This is a genomic window from Streptomyces griseicoloratus (genome assembly GCF_014534645.1).
GTDB lineage: Bacteria > Actinomycetota > Actinomycetes > Streptomycetales > Streptomycetaceae > Streptomyces > Streptomyces griseicoloratus.
This window is the reverse complement of sequence record NZ_JACVQF010000220.1, coordinates 96,733-113,468: the sequence shown is the minus strand read 5'-3', so window position 1 is coordinate 113,468 and position 16,736 is coordinate 96,733. Positions and strand designations below refer to the sequence as shown.

13 protein-coding genes are annotated in these 16,736 nt (G+C 72.4%); 6 read left to right on the top strand and 7 right to left on the bottom strand.

The annotated features are described in order from the left end of the window. Window positions 1-61: 61 nt before the first annotated feature. On the top strand, window positions 62-1,453 hold the full coding sequence (locus H0H10_RS28715; RefSeq protein WP_188184034.1) for a PspC domain-containing protein: 1,392 nt from the start codon (window positions 62-64) through the stop codon (window positions 1,451-1,453). Continuing rightward, on the top strand, window positions 1,440-1,685 hold the full coding sequence (locus H0H10_RS28710) for a hypothetical protein (RefSeq protein ID WP_188184033.1): 246 nt from the start codon (window positions 1,440-1,442) through the stop codon (window positions 1,683-1,685). Before H0H10_RS28715 ends, H0H10_RS28710 begins: the two co-directional genes overlap by 14 nt. A gap of 1 nt (window position 1,686) precedes the next feature. Here the strand turns inward: H0H10_RS28710 and H0H10_RS28705 are convergent, their stop codons facing one another. Next, window positions 1,687-2,211: a DoxX family membrane protein gene (locus tag H0H10_RS28705; protein WP_188184155.1), complete on the bottom strand. Its 525-nt coding sequence runs from the start codon at window positions 2,209-2,211 to the stop codon at window positions 1,687-1,689. A 203-nt stretch (window positions 2,212-2,414) separates the two neighbouring features. Next, window positions 2,415-3,734 carry a hypothetical protein gene (locus tag H0H10_RS28700; protein WP_188184032.1) on the bottom strand — a complete coding sequence of 440 codons (1,320 nt, stop codon included), beginning with the start codon at window positions 3,732-3,734 and terminating at the stop codon, window positions 2,415-2,417. 167 nt (window positions 3,735-3,901) lie between these two features. Here H0H10_RS28700 and H0H10_RS28695 point away from each other — a divergent pair, with 167 nt between their 5' ends. Continuing rightward, window positions 3,902-4,792, top strand: coding sequence for a DUF4429 domain-containing protein (locus H0H10_RS28695; RefSeq protein ID WP_188184031.1), 891 nt, complete (start codon window positions 3,902-3,904; stop codon window positions 4,790-4,792). Between the two features lie 80 nt (window positions 4,793-4,872). Continuing rightward, window positions 4,873-5,346: a pyridoxamine 5'-phosphate oxidase family protein gene (locus H0H10_RS28690; RefSeq protein ID WP_188184030.1), complete on the top strand. Its 474-nt coding sequence runs from the start codon at window positions 4,873-4,875 to the stop codon at window positions 5,344-5,346. Window positions 5,347-5,355: 9 nt separating this feature from the next. On the opposite strand, the gene guaA is transcribed toward H0H10_RS28690, so the two are convergent. Continuing rightward, window positions 5,356-6,936 carry a glutamine-hydrolyzing GMP synthase gene (guaA, locus tag H0H10_RS28685; protein ID WP_188184029.1) on the bottom strand — a complete coding sequence of 527 codons (1,581 nt, stop codon included), beginning with the start codon at window positions 6,934-6,936 and terminating at the stop codon, window positions 5,356-5,358. Window positions 6,937-7,334: 398 nt separating this feature from the next. On the opposite strand from guaA, the gene H0H10_RS28680 reads away from it, so the two are divergent. Beyond that, the gene (locus tag H0H10_RS28680) at window positions 7,335-7,622 is read left to right on the top strand and encodes a chorismate mutase (protein ID WP_188184028.1); all 288 of its coding nucleotides are present in this window, start codon (window positions 7,335-7,337) and stop codon (window positions 7,620-7,622) included. A 656-nt stretch (window positions 7,623-8,278) separates the two neighbouring features. Beyond that, on the top strand, window positions 8,279-9,280 hold the full coding sequence (locus H0H10_RS28675; RefSeq protein WP_188184027.1) for an LAETG motif-containing sortase-dependent surface protein: 1,002 nt from the start codon (window positions 8,279-8,281) through the stop codon (window positions 9,278-9,280). 120 nt (window positions 9,281-9,400) lie between these two features. Here the strand turns inward: H0H10_RS28675 and H0H10_RS28670 are convergent, their stop codons facing one another. The 4 genes from H0H10_RS28670 to H0H10_RS28655 all read right to left on the bottom strand — a co-directional run bounded on the left by H0H10_RS28670 (window position 9,401) and on the right by H0H10_RS28655 (window position 16,707). After that, window positions 9,401-11,218 carry a GMC family oxidoreductase gene (locus tag H0H10_RS28670; protein WP_188184026.1) on the bottom strand — a complete coding sequence of 606 codons (1,818 nt, stop codon included), beginning with the start codon at window positions 11,216-11,218 and terminating at the stop codon, window positions 9,401-9,403. Window positions 11,219-11,279: 61 nt separating this feature from the next. After that, window positions 11,280-12,893, bottom strand: a complete 1,614-nt coding sequence (locus tag H0H10_RS28665) for a succinic semialdehyde dehydrogenase (RefSeq protein WP_188184025.1) — start codon at window positions 12,891-12,893, stop codon at window positions 11,280-11,282. 146 nt (window positions 12,894-13,039) lie between these two features. Continuing rightward, window positions 13,040-14,959: a serine/threonine-protein kinase gene (locus H0H10_RS28660; RefSeq protein ID WP_188184024.1), complete on the bottom strand. Its 1,920-nt coding sequence runs from the start codon at window positions 14,957-14,959 to the stop codon at window positions 13,040-13,042. A 41-nt stretch (window positions 14,960-15,000) separates the two neighbouring features. After that, on the bottom strand, window positions 15,001-16,707 hold the full coding sequence (locus H0H10_RS28655) for a serine/threonine-protein kinase (RefSeq protein WP_188184023.1): 1,707 nt from the start codon (window positions 16,705-16,707) through the stop codon (window positions 15,001-15,003). Between the last annotated feature and the right edge of the window lie 29 nt (window positions 16,708-16,736).

The following is a 16,736-nucleotide window of genomic DNA, read 5'->3' as shown; positions in this document are numbered from 1 at the left end:
CAGGGTCCGACCAGGGTCGTCCCGTCTGCCACCACGGCGCCGCGCCCGTCACCATGGACCCATGACAGATCACGAGCACGCCGCGACGGGTCCGGGACCCGGCTCCGGCCCGCGCACCCCGCGGGGCGCCGGGCCGCAGGATGCCGCACCCGCCGCGGATGCCGCACCCGGCGCCGGCTCCGCCGGGCCGACCCGCAGGTTCCGGCGCGACCGGGGGCACAAGATGCTCGCCGGAGTGTGCGCGGGCCTCGGGCGCCAGTGCGACATGGATCCGGTGATCTTCCGGATCACGCTCGCGGTGCTTTCCGCGACCGGCGGCATCGGCCTCATCTTCTACGGCTTCGCCTGGCTCTTCGTCCCCTACGACGACGAGGAGGAGGAGAACGAGCTGCGCAGGCTGCTGACCGGCCGGGTCGACGGCCAGGCGCTGGCCGCCGTGCTGTTCGCCCTGGTCGGCTGCGGGGTGTTCCTGACCATGCTGAACAACGGCGGGGTGCTGACCTTCGCCGTCGTCCTCTCCCTTCTTCTCGCGGGCGCCGGCTACTGGTCGCGGCAGCGCGGTGCCCCCGGCCCGGACCCCCTCTCCGCCCAGGCGGTCGCCGACGCCCCGCCGGAGGCGCAGGCCCCGCCGGTCGTCATCACCTACCCCTCCTGGTGGCGTGGCCCCCTCGTGAAGGACGGCACCCACGTCGGCGGCACGGGATACCTGTGGGGCCCCGGGGATTCGCACGACCGGGACATCGCGGCGGCCATCGACATCGCCCGCGGGAGCGACCGCGCGGACCCACGTGATCAGCGCCCCCGGCCGCCGAAGCCGCGCGGACCTCGCTGGATCGGCGGCTGGGTGTTCCTGTTCGCCCTGGTCGCGGGCGGCCTCGGCACGGGCCTGACCTGGGACCGGCAGCCACTGGGCACCAGCCTGCAGACCGGCCTGGCCTGCGCGCTCGGCGTCTTCGGCCTCGGCATCGCGATCAGCGCCTTCCTGGGACGCACGGGAGCCGGTTCGGTCTTCCTCGCGGTGATCACAGCGGCCCTCCTCGCCGCCTCCGCCGCCCTGCCCAAGGACATCGGCACGCGGTGGACCCACGACACGTGGACGCCCACCACGGCGGCGGCCGTGAAGAAGCAGTACGAGGTCGGCGCCGGCACCGGCACCCTGGACCTGTCCCGGCTGGACCTGGCCGGCGGACAGACGGTGAGCACCCGGGCCGACGTGGGCATGGGCCGAATACGGGTGATCGTGCCGCAGGACGTGACCCTGCGGCTGGACATCGAGGTGGGCGTGGGTGACATCCAGCTGCCCGGAGACAGCGGGAAGGACGTGGACGTGGCGCCGGGCAAGCACAAGGAGGTGACCCTGCCCCCCGCCGAGGGCGGCAAGGGCGCCGGCACCCTCGACCTCGACCTCCAGGTGGGCGTCGGGCAGGCGGAGGTGAGCCGTGCTGCGTCATGAGTTCCAGCCCGGACGCCTGCTGGCCGGGGTCTTCCTGATCCTGGCGGGCGTCATCTACGCCGGAGACGCGGGCGGCCTCTGGGAGACCCCCTGGTTTGCGCTGATACCCCTCGTCTCGGGCGGACTCTGCCTCGCCGGCGTGGTCGGGATGGTGGCGGGCGGCGTCCGCAGGCGCCGCAGGGCGCGCCGCCCCGCCACCGAGGCACCCCCGTCGGCGGACCTCCCGGGCTGACCTACCGGTACCCGCCCGTCCTGCGCCGGGCGCGCAGCGCGGCGTCCAGCGACAGCAGGGGCGCGCCCGCGAGCACGAGGGGGATCCAGGCCATGAGGTAGGCGAGGTCGTTGCCGTAGTAGTACGGGTCGGAGGCCCAGCTCACGGTCAGCCACAGGCTGAGCGAGATCAGGGCGCCGCCGAGCGCCGCGAGGCGGGCCAGCAGGCCGAGCAGGGTGCCGATGCCGACGGCCACTTCGCCGAGGGCGATGGCGTATCCGAAGCCGGGCGGATTCTTCAGGGCCAGGTCGACCAGGGCCGGGACGGCGGAGGAGTCGCGGACGGCGCGCATCATGTCCCCGACGGAGCCGGCGCCCGTGTCCTTCATGAACGCGCTGTCGGTCAGCTTGTCCAGACCCGCATAGATGAAGGTGATGCCCAGGAACAGGCGAAGGGGGAGCAGGGCGTACCTGCCGGCGTTGTCGCGCCAGTCCCGGCCGCCGTTGAGATGGGACGTATGCGTGTCCATCCGCATACCGTGAGTCATCATTGCCAGCCGCCTCTCGCCCGTGCCGAGACCCCTTCAAGAGACCATACGTATGACGGGGAGCCCGGGCTCAATCCTCGTGCGCCGGGATTCTTTCGAACGAGCGCTCTTTTGCCGTGACTGCAGCAACCGGGCGATCGCTTTCCCGCCCGACGTGCTTACGGACCGGGGGTGGGACGCGCCCCCCGTCATGACCCCCGTCATCACTCCGTCACGTCGATCGCGTACCTGTTCGTCTCGACCCCGGCCCCCGTGACCACCTGAACCTCCACCCGCCCCGGTTCCACGTCCGCCGGCACCGGCACCGTCAGCAACGTGTCCGTCGGATTGCGGAAGCCGCCCGTCACCGGCACCAACGGCACATGCACATGCACCGCGCCGATGCGCACGACCATCCGCGACAGCCGGTCCGCCCGCTGGGCGCCCGGCGGCACGAAGCCGGCGCCCCGGATCTCGATGTCGTCCCCGGTGCGGATCGGCGCGTCCAGGTCACCGGCCTCCCGCGCCCGGACGACGGACAGGATCACCGGCCGCCCGCCCTCCGCGTACTTCCCGGCCACGTACGTCGCCGCGGAGACCAGCACCACCACCGCCAGCCCCCACGGCAGGTCCGGCAGCTGCTCCGGCCGCCGCGCCAGCCGCACCGCCGCGAACACCAACGCGACCGTACTGATCACCACGTACTGGATGTCGGCGAACGTCCCCCGCCCCGCGTCGTCCGTCAGCAGATCGGCCGCCCGCGGCCGGTCCGCCCGCACCTTCTGCAGCCGCTGCCCCAGCACCCGCAGCCCGACCACCCGCCGCACCAGCACCGCGATCCCGCACACCACGGCCAGCACGGTCACGACACCGGCACCGCGCGCGAGTTCCAGCCCGGAGATCAGCGCGTCCCGCTTCCCGTGCCCCGAGGCCGCCGCCAACTGCCCGACCAGCACCAGCACCGCGTACGCGACGAACAGCACCCAGGCCGCCGCCACGGCCCGGGACGTGGACAGGCGGTTGTCCTCGCCGATGACCGGGGCCAGCGCCCCGCCGCGCGCCCGGTGGAACCAGGACGCCGCCGTCAGCGCCCCGGCGACGACCAGCGCCGCCGCCAGACCCGCGGTACGGGCCGCCGTCCAGCCGGCACCGACCGCCGTGAGCGACTGCGTGAGCAGCAACAGCACGACGGCCGCCCACACGGCACCCGCGGTACGGCGCCACAGGCCCGCGAGCCAGGCGTCGCCCTCGGCGCGGCCGCGTTCGGCGACGAGTTCCGCGGACTGGGCCAGTTCCTCCGAGACCCACTGCCGGGAGGCCGAGTCCGAGTGGGCCACCGCGGCCGGCAGCCCCCGGCCGGCCGCGAACTCGTCCCGCTTCAGCAGGAATTCGGCGACAGCGCGCCGATGCCCCTCACGGGCACCGTGCGGACAGTCCCCGCATGCGCAACCGCCCCCGTGCGAGCCGTCGCGCAGGCCCCCGCGCGCACCCCCGTACGCACCCGCGTCCGAGCCGCCACCGCGTCTCGCCTCCTGCACCGCCACGCCCGACGCCCGCCTTCCCGAACCGTGCGACAACATCCGTAACTCTCTTGGGACGACAGCGAATTGTGCCGTACGGCACCCCGTTCACGCCCGTCGCCCCCGGTCCCCTCTGCTCAGCGCGGGTGACGAGTGGACCACCGTGTTGACCCGGCTGCGAGAATTCCCTTATGGCCGAGATCATCCAGCGCGACGGGACCTGGGCGTTCGACGGCAGCACGGTCAGGATCACGCCGGGTCTGCACCGCTCGGTGCCGCTGTTCCGGCAGACCTACGGTGAGGTCTCCGTCCCCCTGGAGGCGGTCTCGGGCATCGTCTTCGAGCCCGAGCGCAAGCGCGGACGCCTCCGCCTCAGGCTGCGCGAGGGCGCCGACCCCCTGCTCCAGGCCACCGGCGGCCGGCTCCCCGACGCGGCGGACCCCTACCGGCTGACGGTGGACTCCGACCGCTCGGGGGTCGCGGAGTACGTGGCCGAGGAGATCCGCCACGCGCTGCTGCTCGACCAGATCCCCCAGGAGCCCACCCGCGCCTACCTCCTGCCGGGCCCCCCGGTGCCGGTCTCGGTCCGTTCCTCCGACGGCACGGTCTCCTTCGACGGCACCCAGGTGCGCATCGACTGGGCCGACACCTCCGACCGGGTCAAACGCGCCACCGGCCCGCGGATCATCGACATGAGCGACCTCGTGCAGGTCGAGTGGCTGCCCAACTCGGGGCACGAGGACGGCTTCCTGCGCTTCGTGACCCAGGAGACGGCGTTCTCCAAGCTGCCGCCGGAGAAGGACCCGTACGCCCTGGACCTGTGGGGCAGCTCCCGCCGGGACCTGCTCACCGCGCTGGTCGCCACGGCGGTCACGGCCCGGCTGCCGCACCCGTCGACCCGCACCGCCGTCGGGTCCGGCCAGGCCGCCGGGCCCCGGCCCGCCCTCACCGTGCCGCCGCAGGCCGACCATCACGACGTACTCCTGCGCCGGCTGCGCGAGTTGGGCGAGCTGCACCGCAGCGGCGTGCTCACGGACGAGGAGTTCGCGCTGACGAAGGCGGCCGTACTGCGAGGGTTCTGACGAGGAACACGCACCCGGACACGGAAAGCCGCGCCCGATACCGGACAGCAGCTGTCGGGTATCGCCGCCACACTGGCCGCATGACAGCGAACTGGGCCTCCTTCACCACCGCCGAACCCGATCTGGCCGCCACCGTCGAGGCGCGCTTCGGCGCGTACACGCACCACGTCCTCGCGACCCTCCGCAAGGACGGCTCGCCCCGCACCACCGGCCTGGAGGTGCGTTTCCTGGACGGTGAACTGTGGCTCGGCATGATGCCGGCCTCGCTCAAGGCCCTCGACCTGCGCCGCGACCCGCGCTTCGCGCTCCAGGCGAACCCCGGCGACGGCACCGGCATGGGCGGCGGGGACGTCCGGATCAGCGGACGGGCGGTCGAGGTGGAGGACGGGGCGACGAAGGCGGCGTACGTGAAAGAGGTGGAACCGCCGCAGCCGTTCCACCTCTTCCGCACCGAGCTGACGGAGGTCGTGCGGACCTACGTCGAGGACGACGCGTATCTCGTCGTCCAGGTCTGGAAGCCCGGAGAGCCGGTGCGCACTCTCAAGCGGACGTGACCGTCGGGACTACTCCCACTCGATCGTCCCCGGCGGCTTCGACGTCACGTCGAGGACGACCCGGTTGACGTCCTTGACCTCGTTCGTGATCCGGGTGGAGATCCGGGACAGGACGTCGTACGGCAGCCGCGACCAGTCGGCGGTCATGGCGTCCTCGCTGGAGACGGGGCGCAGCACGATCGGGTGGCCGTAGGTGCGGCCGTCGCCCTGGACGCCCACGGACCGCACGTCCGCGAGGAGGACCACCGGGCACTGCCAGATGTCCCGGTCGAGGCCGGCCGCCGTCAGCTCCTCGCGGGCGATGGCGTCGGCCTCGCGGAGCAGGTCCAGGCGCTCCTTGGTGACCTCGCCGACGATCCGGATGCCGAGGCCCGGGCCCGGGAACGGCTGGCGCTGGACGATCTCCTCCGGCAGGCCGAGCTCCTGGCCGACCATCCGGACCTCGTCCTTGAACAGCTTGCGCAGCGGCTCGATGAGCTTGAACTCGATGTCCTCGGGGAGCCCGCCGACGTTGTGGTGGGACTTGATGTTGGCCGCGCCGGTGCCGCCGCCGGACTCGACCACGTCCGGGTAGAGGGTGCCCTGGACGAGGAACTCGACCGCGGGACCCTCGTCGGCGATGATCTCGGCCTGGGCCTGCTCGAAGACCCGGATGAACTCGCGGCCGATGATCTTCCGCTTCTCCTCGGGGTCGGTGACCCCCTTGAGCGCGTTCAGGAACCGCTCGCTGGCGTCCACGACCTTCAGGTTGACCCCGGTCGAGGCGACGAAGTCCTTCTCGACCTGCTCGGTCTCGCCCTTGCGCATGAGGCCGTGGTCGACGTAGACGCAGGTCAGCTGCGAGCCGATGGCCTTCTGGACGAGGGCGGCGGCGACGGCGGAGTCCACGCCGCCGGACAGGCCGCAGATGGCGCGCTTGTCGCCGACCTGCTCACGGATCGCGGCGATCTGCTCCTCGATCACGTTGCCCGTGGTCCAGTCCGGGGTCAGGCCCGCGCCGCGGTACAGGAAGTGCTCCAGCACCTGCTGCCCGTGCGTGGAGTGCATCACCTCGGGGTGGTACTGGACGCCGTAGAGCTTCTTCTCGTCGTTCTCGAACGCGGCGACCGGCACGACGTCCGTGGACGCCGTGACGGCGAAGCCCTCGGGGGCGGCGGAGCAGGCGTCGCCGTGCGACATCCACACCGCCTGCTCCTCCGGGGTGCCCTCGAAGAGGGTGGAGGACGGCTTGGAGACGGACAGGTCCGTGCGGCCGTACTCACGGGCGCCGGTGTTGTCGACCGTGCCGCCGAGGGACTGGGCCATCAGCTGGAAGCCGTAGCACATGCCGAAGACGGGCACGCCCGCCTCGAACAGGGAGCGGTCGACGGTCGGGGCGCCCTCCTCGTAGACCGACGAGGGGCCGCCGGAGAGGATGATGGCCGCCGGGTTCTTGGCGAGCATCTCCTCGACCGGCATGGTGCTCGGGACGATCTCGCTGTAGACCCGCGCCTCGCGGACGCGACGGGCGATGAGCTGGGCGTACTGCGCGCCGAAGTCGACGACCAGAACGGTGTCGGGGGCGGCGGCAGCGGGAGTCGCTGATGACACGGGGTGCCTTCCGGCGGTTGGGCGGGGGTCCTGTTACTCCCCGATTCTACCGAGCCGCCCGTGCGGCACGTCCCGCCCACGGTGTCACCCGCCCCACGGCCCTCCCGCTCCTCCCGCTCCCCAGGCTCCTCCCGCGTTCCGTCCCGCGGCCTCTGCCCCCGTCTCGCCATGCGAGCCGGCTTGGACACCGTGCGCCGCCACGGCATACTGGGCGCATGCTCGCGTACTCGACCTTCCTCTTTACCTATGGCAACCGGCCCACCGGCTGCCATGGTCGTGCTGCTTGAGCAACTGACAAGCGACTTCCCAGGCGCCCCGGGCCGACAAGGTCCGGGGCGCCTGGCGTTTTCCGGACCGTGTCGCTCCAGGGCCGCCTCCCCGGACCCCGAGGAGCCCTCATGACCACCACCACCGCAGAGAAGACCGGCGCCCACACCGCCGAGGCCGCCGACCTGATCACCGGCGCCCGCGAGCGCATCGACGCCCTCGACGACCGGATCATCGGTCTGATCCAGGAACGGATGGCCGTCTCCGCCGTGATCCAGGAGGCGCGGATCACCTCCGGCGGCCGGCGCGTGAACCTCTCCCGCGAGATGGAGATCCTCGGCCACTACAGGGACGCGCTGGGCAAGCCGGGCACGGCGCTGGCGATGACGCTGCTGGAGCTGTGCCGGGGTCGCATCTGAGTTCGGGCGCCTTCTCACCCGTACGGCGCCGTGACCGCCACCCGAGCCGCTTCGTTGGTCCCGGTGTCCGTGCCAGCCAGGGGCGGGCCCGAAAGAACCACGCGTGGCTCGCTGGAGCGATGAGACGTACGGCTCGCGCCGTGCGTCGTGGGACCTCGCTCCAGGAAAGTGACCGGACGGCAGGGGACAGCAGCCCGGTCACTCAAGAGAACGGCCGGCTCCGGGGACGCCCGGGGCCGGCCGGCGGAAAACACCCAAGTCCGGCCCAAGTCCGGGTCAAACGGTTGCGGAGGCCCCAGCCGTCCAGCACGATGCGGTACGGAGCCCCGGTCCCCCGTACACGGCCCGCCCACAACTGCACTGCCACCACAGACCAGCGGCGCAACCCCCCGGCGCCGCTCCCCGGCACCGGCGCTGCCCTGACGCCGGTGCTGACTGAAGAAGGGCCCCGCGGCTCCAGTCCCGCGGGGCCCTTCGCTGCGTTCCGTCCGGTGAGTGACGCAGACCACATAAGAATTCTGTGAGATCGGGGACAACCATTCACAGGGTTCACCGATCAAACGTGCTGACACAAGGGCCACAACCGCGCCTCACACGCGGCACCTCCCTGACTCGCACGTACTGCCCCGCAGTACACCGGACTATCCGAGGTCTTCATGAAGCTTCGCCGCGCCATGGCAGCAGCGGCCGCGACGGCAGTGATTGCACCGGTGGCGCTGCTCGCTGCGCCGGCCGCGTTCGCGACCGGCGACACGTCGCCGTCCCCGTCGAGCAGTTCCGCGAGCGAGACCACGACCGAGAGCACCTCCCCGACCGATTCGGCGTCCCCCAGCGCGTCCACGAGCGAGACCGCGACGACCGCGCCCAGCGACTCCCCGAGCGCCTCTCCCAGCACCTCCGCCCCCGAGTCCCCGGCGCCCAGCACCTCGGCGCCCGGGTCTCCGGCGCCCAGCACGTCCTCGCCCGAGGAGACGGAGTCCCCGGAGCCCGAGCCGTCGGTGTGCGAGGACACCAAGGTCGACGTCAGCATCACGGGCCTGCCGGGCAAGATCGAGGCGGGCAGCGGCTGGCACAAGTTCTCGCTGAACGTCGCCAACAACTCCGACTCCACGCTGCAGAACCTCGAGTACCTGGCGGGCGCGTCCTCCGACCAGTACGGCGAGGACCTGTTCGAGAGCAAGCAGGTCAGCCTGCAGGCATGGAACCCCCAGGACGAGATCTGGGAGGACCTCAACGAGTTCGGTTACGCGGTCGGCTACGTCGGCTACACCGACGAGCTGGCGCCCGACTACGAGGTCGAGATCCCGATGCGCCTCAACGTGAAGGCCAGCGCCCCGGTCGGCGCCGGCTTCACGCTCGGCGCGACCATCTACGGCGACGCCGACGGTGAGTGCACCGGCTTCGGCGACGTCGCCTACAAGTTCCAGATCGTGGCCCCCGGCACGGACACGGAGGGCACCAAGCCGCAGGAAGGCGGCAAGGCGCCCGTCACCGGGGAGAAGCCGTCCGGCAACACCCCGAAGGTCACCGGCAGCCTCGCCGAGACCGGTTCCAGCTCCGCGCTGCCGATGATCGGCCTCGTCGGCGGACTCGCCGTCGTCGTCGGTGGCGGTGCGGTGTTCGCGGTGCGGCGGCGCAAGGCCGGTGCGGACGCGTAAAGCGGGACTCGTCGGCTGAACAAGGCTCGACGCAAGACGGGGAAGGACCTGCGCTCGGAGGGGGGCGCAGGTCCTTCGCCGTCTTTCCGCTCTTCTTCTGCTCCTTTTCTGCTCCGTCTTCTACTCCTTCGGCGGCACCGCCGGGATCCCCAGGAACGGCAGCCGCAGCGCGCCGAACGCCTCCGCCGGGACCGCCGGGGACTTCGGCTCGACGGCGCCGAGGCGTTCGTACGCCGCTCCCTGTTCGGGGCGCGGGTCGGCCTCGCCCTTGTTCGGCCAGTACGACATCGCCCGCTCCGCCTGCGCGGTGATGGTCAGGGACGGGTTCACGCCGAGGTTCGCCGAGACCGCGGCGCCGTCGACGACCGAGATGCCGGGGTGGCCGTACAGCCGGTGGTAGGGGTCGATCACGCCGGTCTCGCGGGAGGCGCCGATCGGGCAGCCGCCGAGGAAGTGGGCGGTGAGCGGGGTGCCCATCAGCTCGCCGACGTTGGAGCCGGCGAAGCCGTTGATCTCGGCGGCCAGCGCGGAGGCTCCCTCGGTCGCGGCCCTGATCTGCTTGGGGTTGGGCGAGCCGTGGCCCTGGCGGGCGGTGAGCAGGCCCTTGCCGACGCCCGTCGGCTTCAGATATGTCGTCAGAGAGTTGTCCAGCGACTGCATCACCAGGCCGATGATGGTCCGCTCCGACCAGCGGCGGTTCGACAGCGAGCGCAGGACCAGCGCCGGGTGCCTGGCCGCGTGGGCCAGGAAGCCCAGGACGCGGCTCGCGCCCGAGCCGGACTCGCCGGCGTACGGGACCTGGAGGATCGACAGTCCGCCCATCGAGTTGGAGCCCTTGCCGTAACGGACCGGCTCGATGTGGGTGTTGGCGTCGGGGTGGATGGAGGACGTGATGGCGACGCCCTGCGTGAAGTCGGCCCGCCGCTCACCCGTGACCTTCCGGTAGCGCCGGTCGTCGGTCTGGGCGCCGACCAGGGCCTCGGAGTTGGTCCGGGTCAGCTCGCCGAGCCTGTCGGATATGTACGGCAGCTGGCCGCCCGCCTTCATGCGGTGCAGCAGGGTCTGGGTGCCGTACGTGCCGGCGGCGAGGACGACGCGGCGGGCCGTGACGGTCCGGCCCACTCCCTTCTTCCGCCGGTCGGTGGGGAGCGTGGCGATCGCGTATCCGCCGCGTGAGTCGTCCGTGACGGAGACGACCGTCGTCATCGGGTGCACGACGGCGCCCGCCTTCTCGGCGAGGTAGAGATAGTTCTCGTTGAGGGTGTTCTTCGCTCCGTGGCGGCAGCCGGTCATGCACTCGCCGCACTCGTGGCAGGCCCGGCGGGCCGGACCCACGCCGCCGAAGTACGGGTCGGGCACCTGCTCGCCCGGCTTCGCCCTCGCCGTTCCGTCCGCGTCCCGGCCGTCGCCGAAGAAGACGCCGACGGGTGCCATGTGGAACGTGTCGCCGACGCCCATCCGCTCGGCGGCGGCCTTCAGGTGCACGTCGGACGGGGTCATGGTCGGATTCAGCCGGACGCCGAGCATGCGCCGCGCCTGGTCGTAGTACGGCGCCAGCTCCTCCTGCCAGTCGGTGATGTCCCGCCACTGGGGGTCGTCGAAGAAGGGCTTCGGCGGGACGTAGAGGGTGTTGGCGTAGTTGAGGGAGCCGCCGCCGACGCCCGCGCCTGCCAGGACCATGACATTCCCGAGCAGATGGATGCGCTGGATGCCGAACATGCCGAGCCTCGGCGCCCAGAGGTAGTTCCTCAGGTCCCAGGAGTTCTTCGGCAGCGACTCGCGGGTGAAGCGGCGGCCCGCCTCCAGGACGCCGACCCTGTAGCCCTTCTCGGTCAGGCGGAGGGCGGACACGGAGCCGCCGAAGCCGGAGCCCACGACGACGACGTCGTAGTCGTACCCGTTCTCGTCCCGGGTCTGGACAGACTTCTCCTGCGACACGTGCTCTCCTCGTTGAGAACGGGTGTGGGTGGGGTCGGCGGAAGCGGTCGGCGCAAGCGGGTCAGCGGAAGCGGAATGCCTTCATCAGGCGCAGGCTCCGGCTCATGAACGCCGCGTACCTCTCGTCGTCCATGCCGAGCGACGGGGCCATCGGCAGCAGCCGCTGGTGGGCGATGGTCTGGGCCTCGGTGTACTTGAGGATGCCCTCGGAGCCGTGCCGGCGGCCGAGACCGGAGTCCTTCATGCCGCCCATCGGGGACTGGACGCTGCCGTAGGCGGGCGCGTAACCCTCGTTGATGTTGACCGTGCCGGTGCGCAGCCGGGCCGCGACCTCGCGGGCGCGCCGGGCGTCCTTCGTCCAGACCGAGGAGTTCAGGCCGTACGGCGTGGAGTTGGCGTGCTCGACCGCCTCGTCCTCGGTCTTGAAGCGGTAGACGGACACGACCGGGCCGAAGGTCTCCTCGGTGCACACGGTCATGGGGGCCGTGACGCCGTCGAGGATGGTCGGCTCGTAGAAGTACGGGCCGATGTCGGGGCGGGCGACCCCGCCGGCGACGAGCCTGGCGCCCTGCGCGACGGCGTCCTCGACGTGCCGCTTGACGGTCTCCAGCTGCCGCTCCCCCACCAGCGAGCCCATGTCGGCGCCGTAGGCGAGGGAGGTGCCGAGCCGCATCGCCCTGGTGCGGGCGGCGAAGCGCTCCAGGAAGGCGTCGGCGACCGACTCGTGGACGTACAGCCGCTCGATGGAGATGCAGAGCTGGCCGGCGGAGGAGAAGCAGGCGCGGACGGCACCCGCCGCGGCCTTCTCGATGTCGGCGTCCTCCAGCACCAGCATGGCGTTCTTGCCGCCGAGTTCCAGGGAGACGCCGACCAGACGGGCCGCGGCGCCCTGGGCGACCTCGCGGCCGGTGCGGGTGGAGCCGGTGAAGGAGACGTAGTCGGCGTGCCTGACGACCTCGGGACCGATGACCGGGCCGTCGCCGAGGACGACCTGGAAGACCTCGGCGGGCAGGCCGGCCTCGACGAGGAGGTCGCGTGCCCACAGGGCGGTCAGGCAGGTCTCGGTGTCGGGCTTCATCACGACCGCGTTGCCCGCGACGAACGCCGGGAGCGCGTCGCCGACGGACAGCTCCAGCGGGTAGTTCCAGGGGGCGATCTGGCCGACGACACCGCGCGGGTGGCGCAGCTCGGTGACCTTCGTCAGCGTCGGTACGGCGCCCATGTGCCGCTTCGGCCTCAAGTAGGCGGCGGCGCGGCGGCCGTAGTGCCGGGCGGCGACGGCGACGGCCTGGACCTCCTCGTGGGCGTGCAGGCGGGCCTTGCCGGTCTCCAGCTGGATGAGGTCGAGGACCTCGGCCTGGCGCTCCAGCACAAGGTCGTGGAAGCGGAGCAGGACGGCGGCGCGCTGCCGTACCGGCGTCTGCGCCCACACCGCCTGGGCGGTGCGGGCCAGTTCGAAGGCCCTGGCCACGTCCTCGGGCGTCGACTCGGGCAGGTCGGCCAGCTTCTCACCGGTGAACGGGGTGTGGTTGGCCGTGCGTCCGGAGCCGACCACGCCCTTGGTGAGCTGGGCGACCAGCTCGGGCGTCACCACGTCGGCGGCGGTGCGGGCGCCCTCGGGGGCGGGGGCGAGGGGATTCGTGCCGGTCTTTTCCGGGGCCTGCGCGTCCGTCATGAGGCGCAGGGTATGACGCGGCGGGAGCTTTGTGTACCCGTCGGTAATCGAGATTCACCGAGTGCTCACACACTGCCAGCGATCACTGGCAACAAATGCCCTGATCAGCGCGTTGTGCGAGAGGATCGGAATCGGCCGGACAGGAATCAGTCGTTTTCGATCCGGAGCCGGTCACGCGCTCCCTTGAACACCTCCGTGCCCCTTTTCTCGTCCGGCGTGCCCTTGGGCATGTCCACGCGCAGCTCGTACATGCGGCTGTCGTCGGTGAGGATCATCAGCTCCATGACGCGCGTCGGGGAGCCGTCCTGACCGTAGGTGGTGTCGGCGAGAACGGCCTCGTGCCCCTGGACGCTGGTGCGGGTGTACTGCGTCCGCGCGTCGCCCAGGTAGCTGTCCCACCCCTGATGCGCCTCCCGCGCCTGGGCCATCGGGGAGCGGGGAGCCCGGTCCCACTGGGTCAGACGGACCTCCAGGACCCCGTCGGGATCCTCGTAGACCACGATCCTGGGCTGGTCGCCGGCGTCGCCCTGCCGCGCGAACTCGTCGTACCCGCCGGGGAGGAAGAGAACGGCGTCCATGTCCTCCTCACGGCGGGCGGCCCAGGCGTCGGCGGCGGGCGCGGGCCGGGAGGAGGAAGGAGAGGAAGAGGAAGAAGGGTCAGGAGAGGAGGTGGCGGCCGGGGTGGTGCCGCCGGCCCCTCCCGTGGTGGTCCCGCCGTCGCGCCCGGCGTCGAGGAGGAAGGCGGCGGACGACACCACCCCGACCAGCAGCGCCGCGCCGAGCACGGCGAGGGCCGCGGGGCGGAGCGCTCGCCGGCGGGGGGAGGCCGGGACGGAGGTGGTACGGGCCTGTCCCGGGGCGTCGAGGGCGCGGCGGGGCTCGTCGGGGGGTGCGTCGGGACGCAGGGCGGGCGCGGGCCGCCCGTCCACGGCCGGGGACCGCTCCTGCGACGCCCTGTCCGCGGCGGGGCGTACCTCCGCGTACGGGAGGGCGGCCCCGTCCGCGGACGCGGCGGTGTCCGGCGGCCCGGTGTCGGGGTTGGGCGCCTCCAGGGGGCCGGGGGCTTCGGGGCGGGTGTCCTCGGGGGTCAGGCGTACGGTGCCGGTGTCGTCCGTCGAGTCCCGCATCCCGTCGGGCCGCTGGGCCTGCACCGGCGCGGCCTCCGGCGCCGGCCACTCCTCGGCCGCCGCCTCCAGGCCCTTGGCGGCCTCCTCGGCGCTCGGCCGCCGCCCGGGTTCCTTCGCCAGCAGCCGTACGATCAGCGGTCCGAGCGGCCCGGCGTTCACCGGCTCGGGCGGCTCGGCGGACAGGACGGCGGCGAGGGTGGACTCCAGCGTCGTACGGCGGAACGGCGACCAGCCCTCGACGGCGGCGTACAGCAGGACGCCCAGGGACCACAGGTCCGAGGCGGGTCCGGCACCGCGGCCCGACATCCGCTCGGGTGCGACGAACTCCAGCGAGCCGACGAACTCCCCGCTCACGGTGAGGGATTCCTCGCCCTGTACGTGTGCGATGCCGAAGTCGGTGAGGACGACGCGGTCGTGCGGGCCGAGCAGGACGTTGGCCGGTTTCACGTCCCGGTGCACGATGCCCACGGCGTGGGCCGCGCGCAGGGCACCCAGGACGGCGCGGCCGATCCGGGCGGCCTCGGCGGGCGGCAGCGGGCCGCGGCGGAGCCTGTCGTGCAGGGACTCGCCGCGGACCAGCTCCATGACGATCCACGGCAGCCCGTCCGGCCCGGGGGACGCGGGCGATCCGTCGGGTCCGGTCGTCGCGTCGGGCCCGGCCCCCTCGACGACGACGTCGTGGATGGAGACCGCGGCCGGATGGTCGACACGGGCGGCGGCGCGGGCCTCGCGGTAGAGCCGGTGGGCGGCCCGCCGGTGGCTCTCGTCCCCGGGCCCGCCCGGCAACCGCGGTTCCTTGACGGCGACTTCTCGCTCCACGCGTTCGTCGAGCGCCCGCCAGACGGTTCCCATGCCGCCCGAGCCGATGCGCTCGATCAGGCGGTAGCGCCCGCCGATCAGCCGGCCCTGAGCGCCCCTGCCGTCCCCGCCGTTGCTCATGCCCCATCAGTACCGTGCGCGAGGCCCGCTTGTCGACGCGCTCAGAGCTGGTCGACCTCCCAGTTCTCGATCACCGTCCGGGCGATCTCGCGTCCCTCGTCGGCGAAGTAGCCCTTGCCCGGGTAGTCGATCCACAGCCGGTACATGTCACCGTTGTCGGCCCGGTAGTACAGGATCCGGAACTCGCGTTCACGGGGATCCTGCGTGTCCGTGGTCGTGTAGGTGATGGTGTTCTCGGCGGCCTTGCGGTCCTTGTACTTGGTCTCCTTGGGCTCACCCTTGGGCGCGGGCTTGTCGGCGAAGTTCCAGGAGTACTCGCCGTCCTTGAGCACGTCCCAGTCCGCCCAGGCCAGGGCGGCCGCGGACTCGGGGATCTCGTTGTCCTTGTCGTCCTTCTTGATGTCGCGGTCGACGTAGACCGTCACCGCGCCGCTCGGGTCGGTGAACGTCTCGTTGGTGCCGTCCCAGTCGTCGGGGTGCTTCTGTTTGACGAACTCGGCCGGGACGGCGACGCTCACCCCCACCTTCTCGCCGACCTCCTGCTTCTTCCACCCCTCCGGCAGCGGTCCCGCGAACGGATCGGCGATCACGAGGTACGCCGCCACCGCCGCGGCGACGACCGCCGCGCCGAGGCCGGTCCACGCCTTCCGGCCCAGCCTGATGCCCTTGCCGCCCGGCCCGGCGAACTGGACGACCTGGGTGGGCTGCGGGGCGGGCGGGTTGGCGGCGGCGTCCAGCAGGGCGCGGACCCGGGCGGCGTTCGGGCGGCGTGCCGGGTCCTTGTCCAGCAGGCCGGTGATGGCCTCGGCGAGCGGGCCCTGCGCGGAGGCGGGCGGCGCGGGCACGGCGTTGAGCACCGACTGGAGGGTGGCGGGGGTGTTGCTGCGCCGGAACGGCGAGACGCCCTCCGTCGCCGCGTACAGCACCACGCCCAGCGACCACAGGTCGCTCGCCGGGCCGGGGCGCTGGCCCAGCACCCGTTCCGGGGCGATGTACTCGGGCGAGCCGACGAAGCCGCCGGTGTCGGTCAGGTTGGTCTCGCCCTCGATCTGGGCGATGCCGAAGTCGGTGAGGACGACCCGGTCGTGGCGGCCGAGCAGCACGTTGTCCGGCTTCACGTCCCGGTGCAGGATGCCCGCCTCGTGCGCGGCCTCCAGCGCCCCGAGCACCTGAAGGCCGATGCGCGCGGCCTCGCGGGCGCTCAGGGTGCCCTCCTGCAACGCGTCGCCCAGCGAGCGGCCCTGCACCAGCTCCATGACGATCCACGGCCGGCCGTCCACCACCGCCACGTCGTGCACGTTGACCACCGACGGGTGGTCGAGGCGGGCGGCGGCGCGGGCCTCGCGCCGCATCCGCTCGAAGGCGTTGGCCCGTTCACGTTCGGGAAGGTGGTCGGGGAGGCGGGGTTCCTTGACGGCGACCTCGCGGTCCACCGTCTCGTCCTTCGCGCGCCACACCGTGCCCATGCCGCCGTGGCCGAGCTTCGCGACGAGCCGGTAACGGCCGGCGATGAGCCGTCCGGCACCCGGGTCCTGCGCCGACGCCCCGGGGGAAGCCGCGTTGGGCCGGGCCGCCGGCGCGGGCGTCGCCTGGGCGTGCGGCTGGGTCTGCGGCGGCACGACCCCGGTGGGCGCCGCGTACGGGTTGCCGGGATGCGGTACGGCCGTGGGCGGGTTCGGGTTCGGTGGTTGCAGACCAAAACTCGTGGGCTCGTCCGGCCCGTTGCGGGCTCCCCCGTTGTTGCTCATGGGGTCATGCATACCGTGCGGGGCGCTCA

Coding starts and splice junctions, on each gene's coding strand:
- H0H10_RS28715 (WP_188184034.1), top strand. CDS start 62: ATGACAGATCACGAGCACGCCGCGACGGGTCCGGGACCCGGCTCCGGC.
- H0H10_RS28705 (WP_188184155.1), bottom strand. CDS start 2,211: ATGACTCACGGTATGCGGATGGACACGCATACGTCCCATCTCAACGGC.
- H0H10_RS28695 (WP_188184031.1), top strand. CDS start 3,902: ATGGCCGAGATCATCCAGCGCGACGGGACCTGGGCGTTCGACGGCAGC.
- H0H10_RS28690 (WP_188184030.1), top strand. CDS start 4,873: ATGACAGCGAACTGGGCCTCCTTCACCACCGCCGAACCCGATCTGGCC.
- H0H10_RS28680 (WP_188184028.1), top strand. CDS start 7,335: ATGACCACCACCACCGCAGAGAAGACCGGCGCCCACACCGCCGAGGCC.
- H0H10_RS28675 (WP_188184027.1), top strand. CDS start 8,279: ATGAAGCTTCGCCGCGCCATGGCAGCAGCGGCCGCGACGGCAGTGATT.
- H0H10_RS28665 (WP_188184025.1), bottom strand. CDS start 12,893: ATGACGGACGCGCAGGCCCCGGAAAAGACCGGCACGAATCCCCTCGCC.
- H0H10_RS28660 (WP_188184024.1), bottom strand. CDS start 14,959: ATGAGCAACGGCGGGGACGGCAGGGGCGCTCAGGGCCGGCTGATCGGC.
- H0H10_RS28655 (WP_188184023.1), bottom strand. CDS start 16,707: ATGAGCAACAACGGGGGAGCCCGCAACGGGCCGGACGAGCCCACGAGT.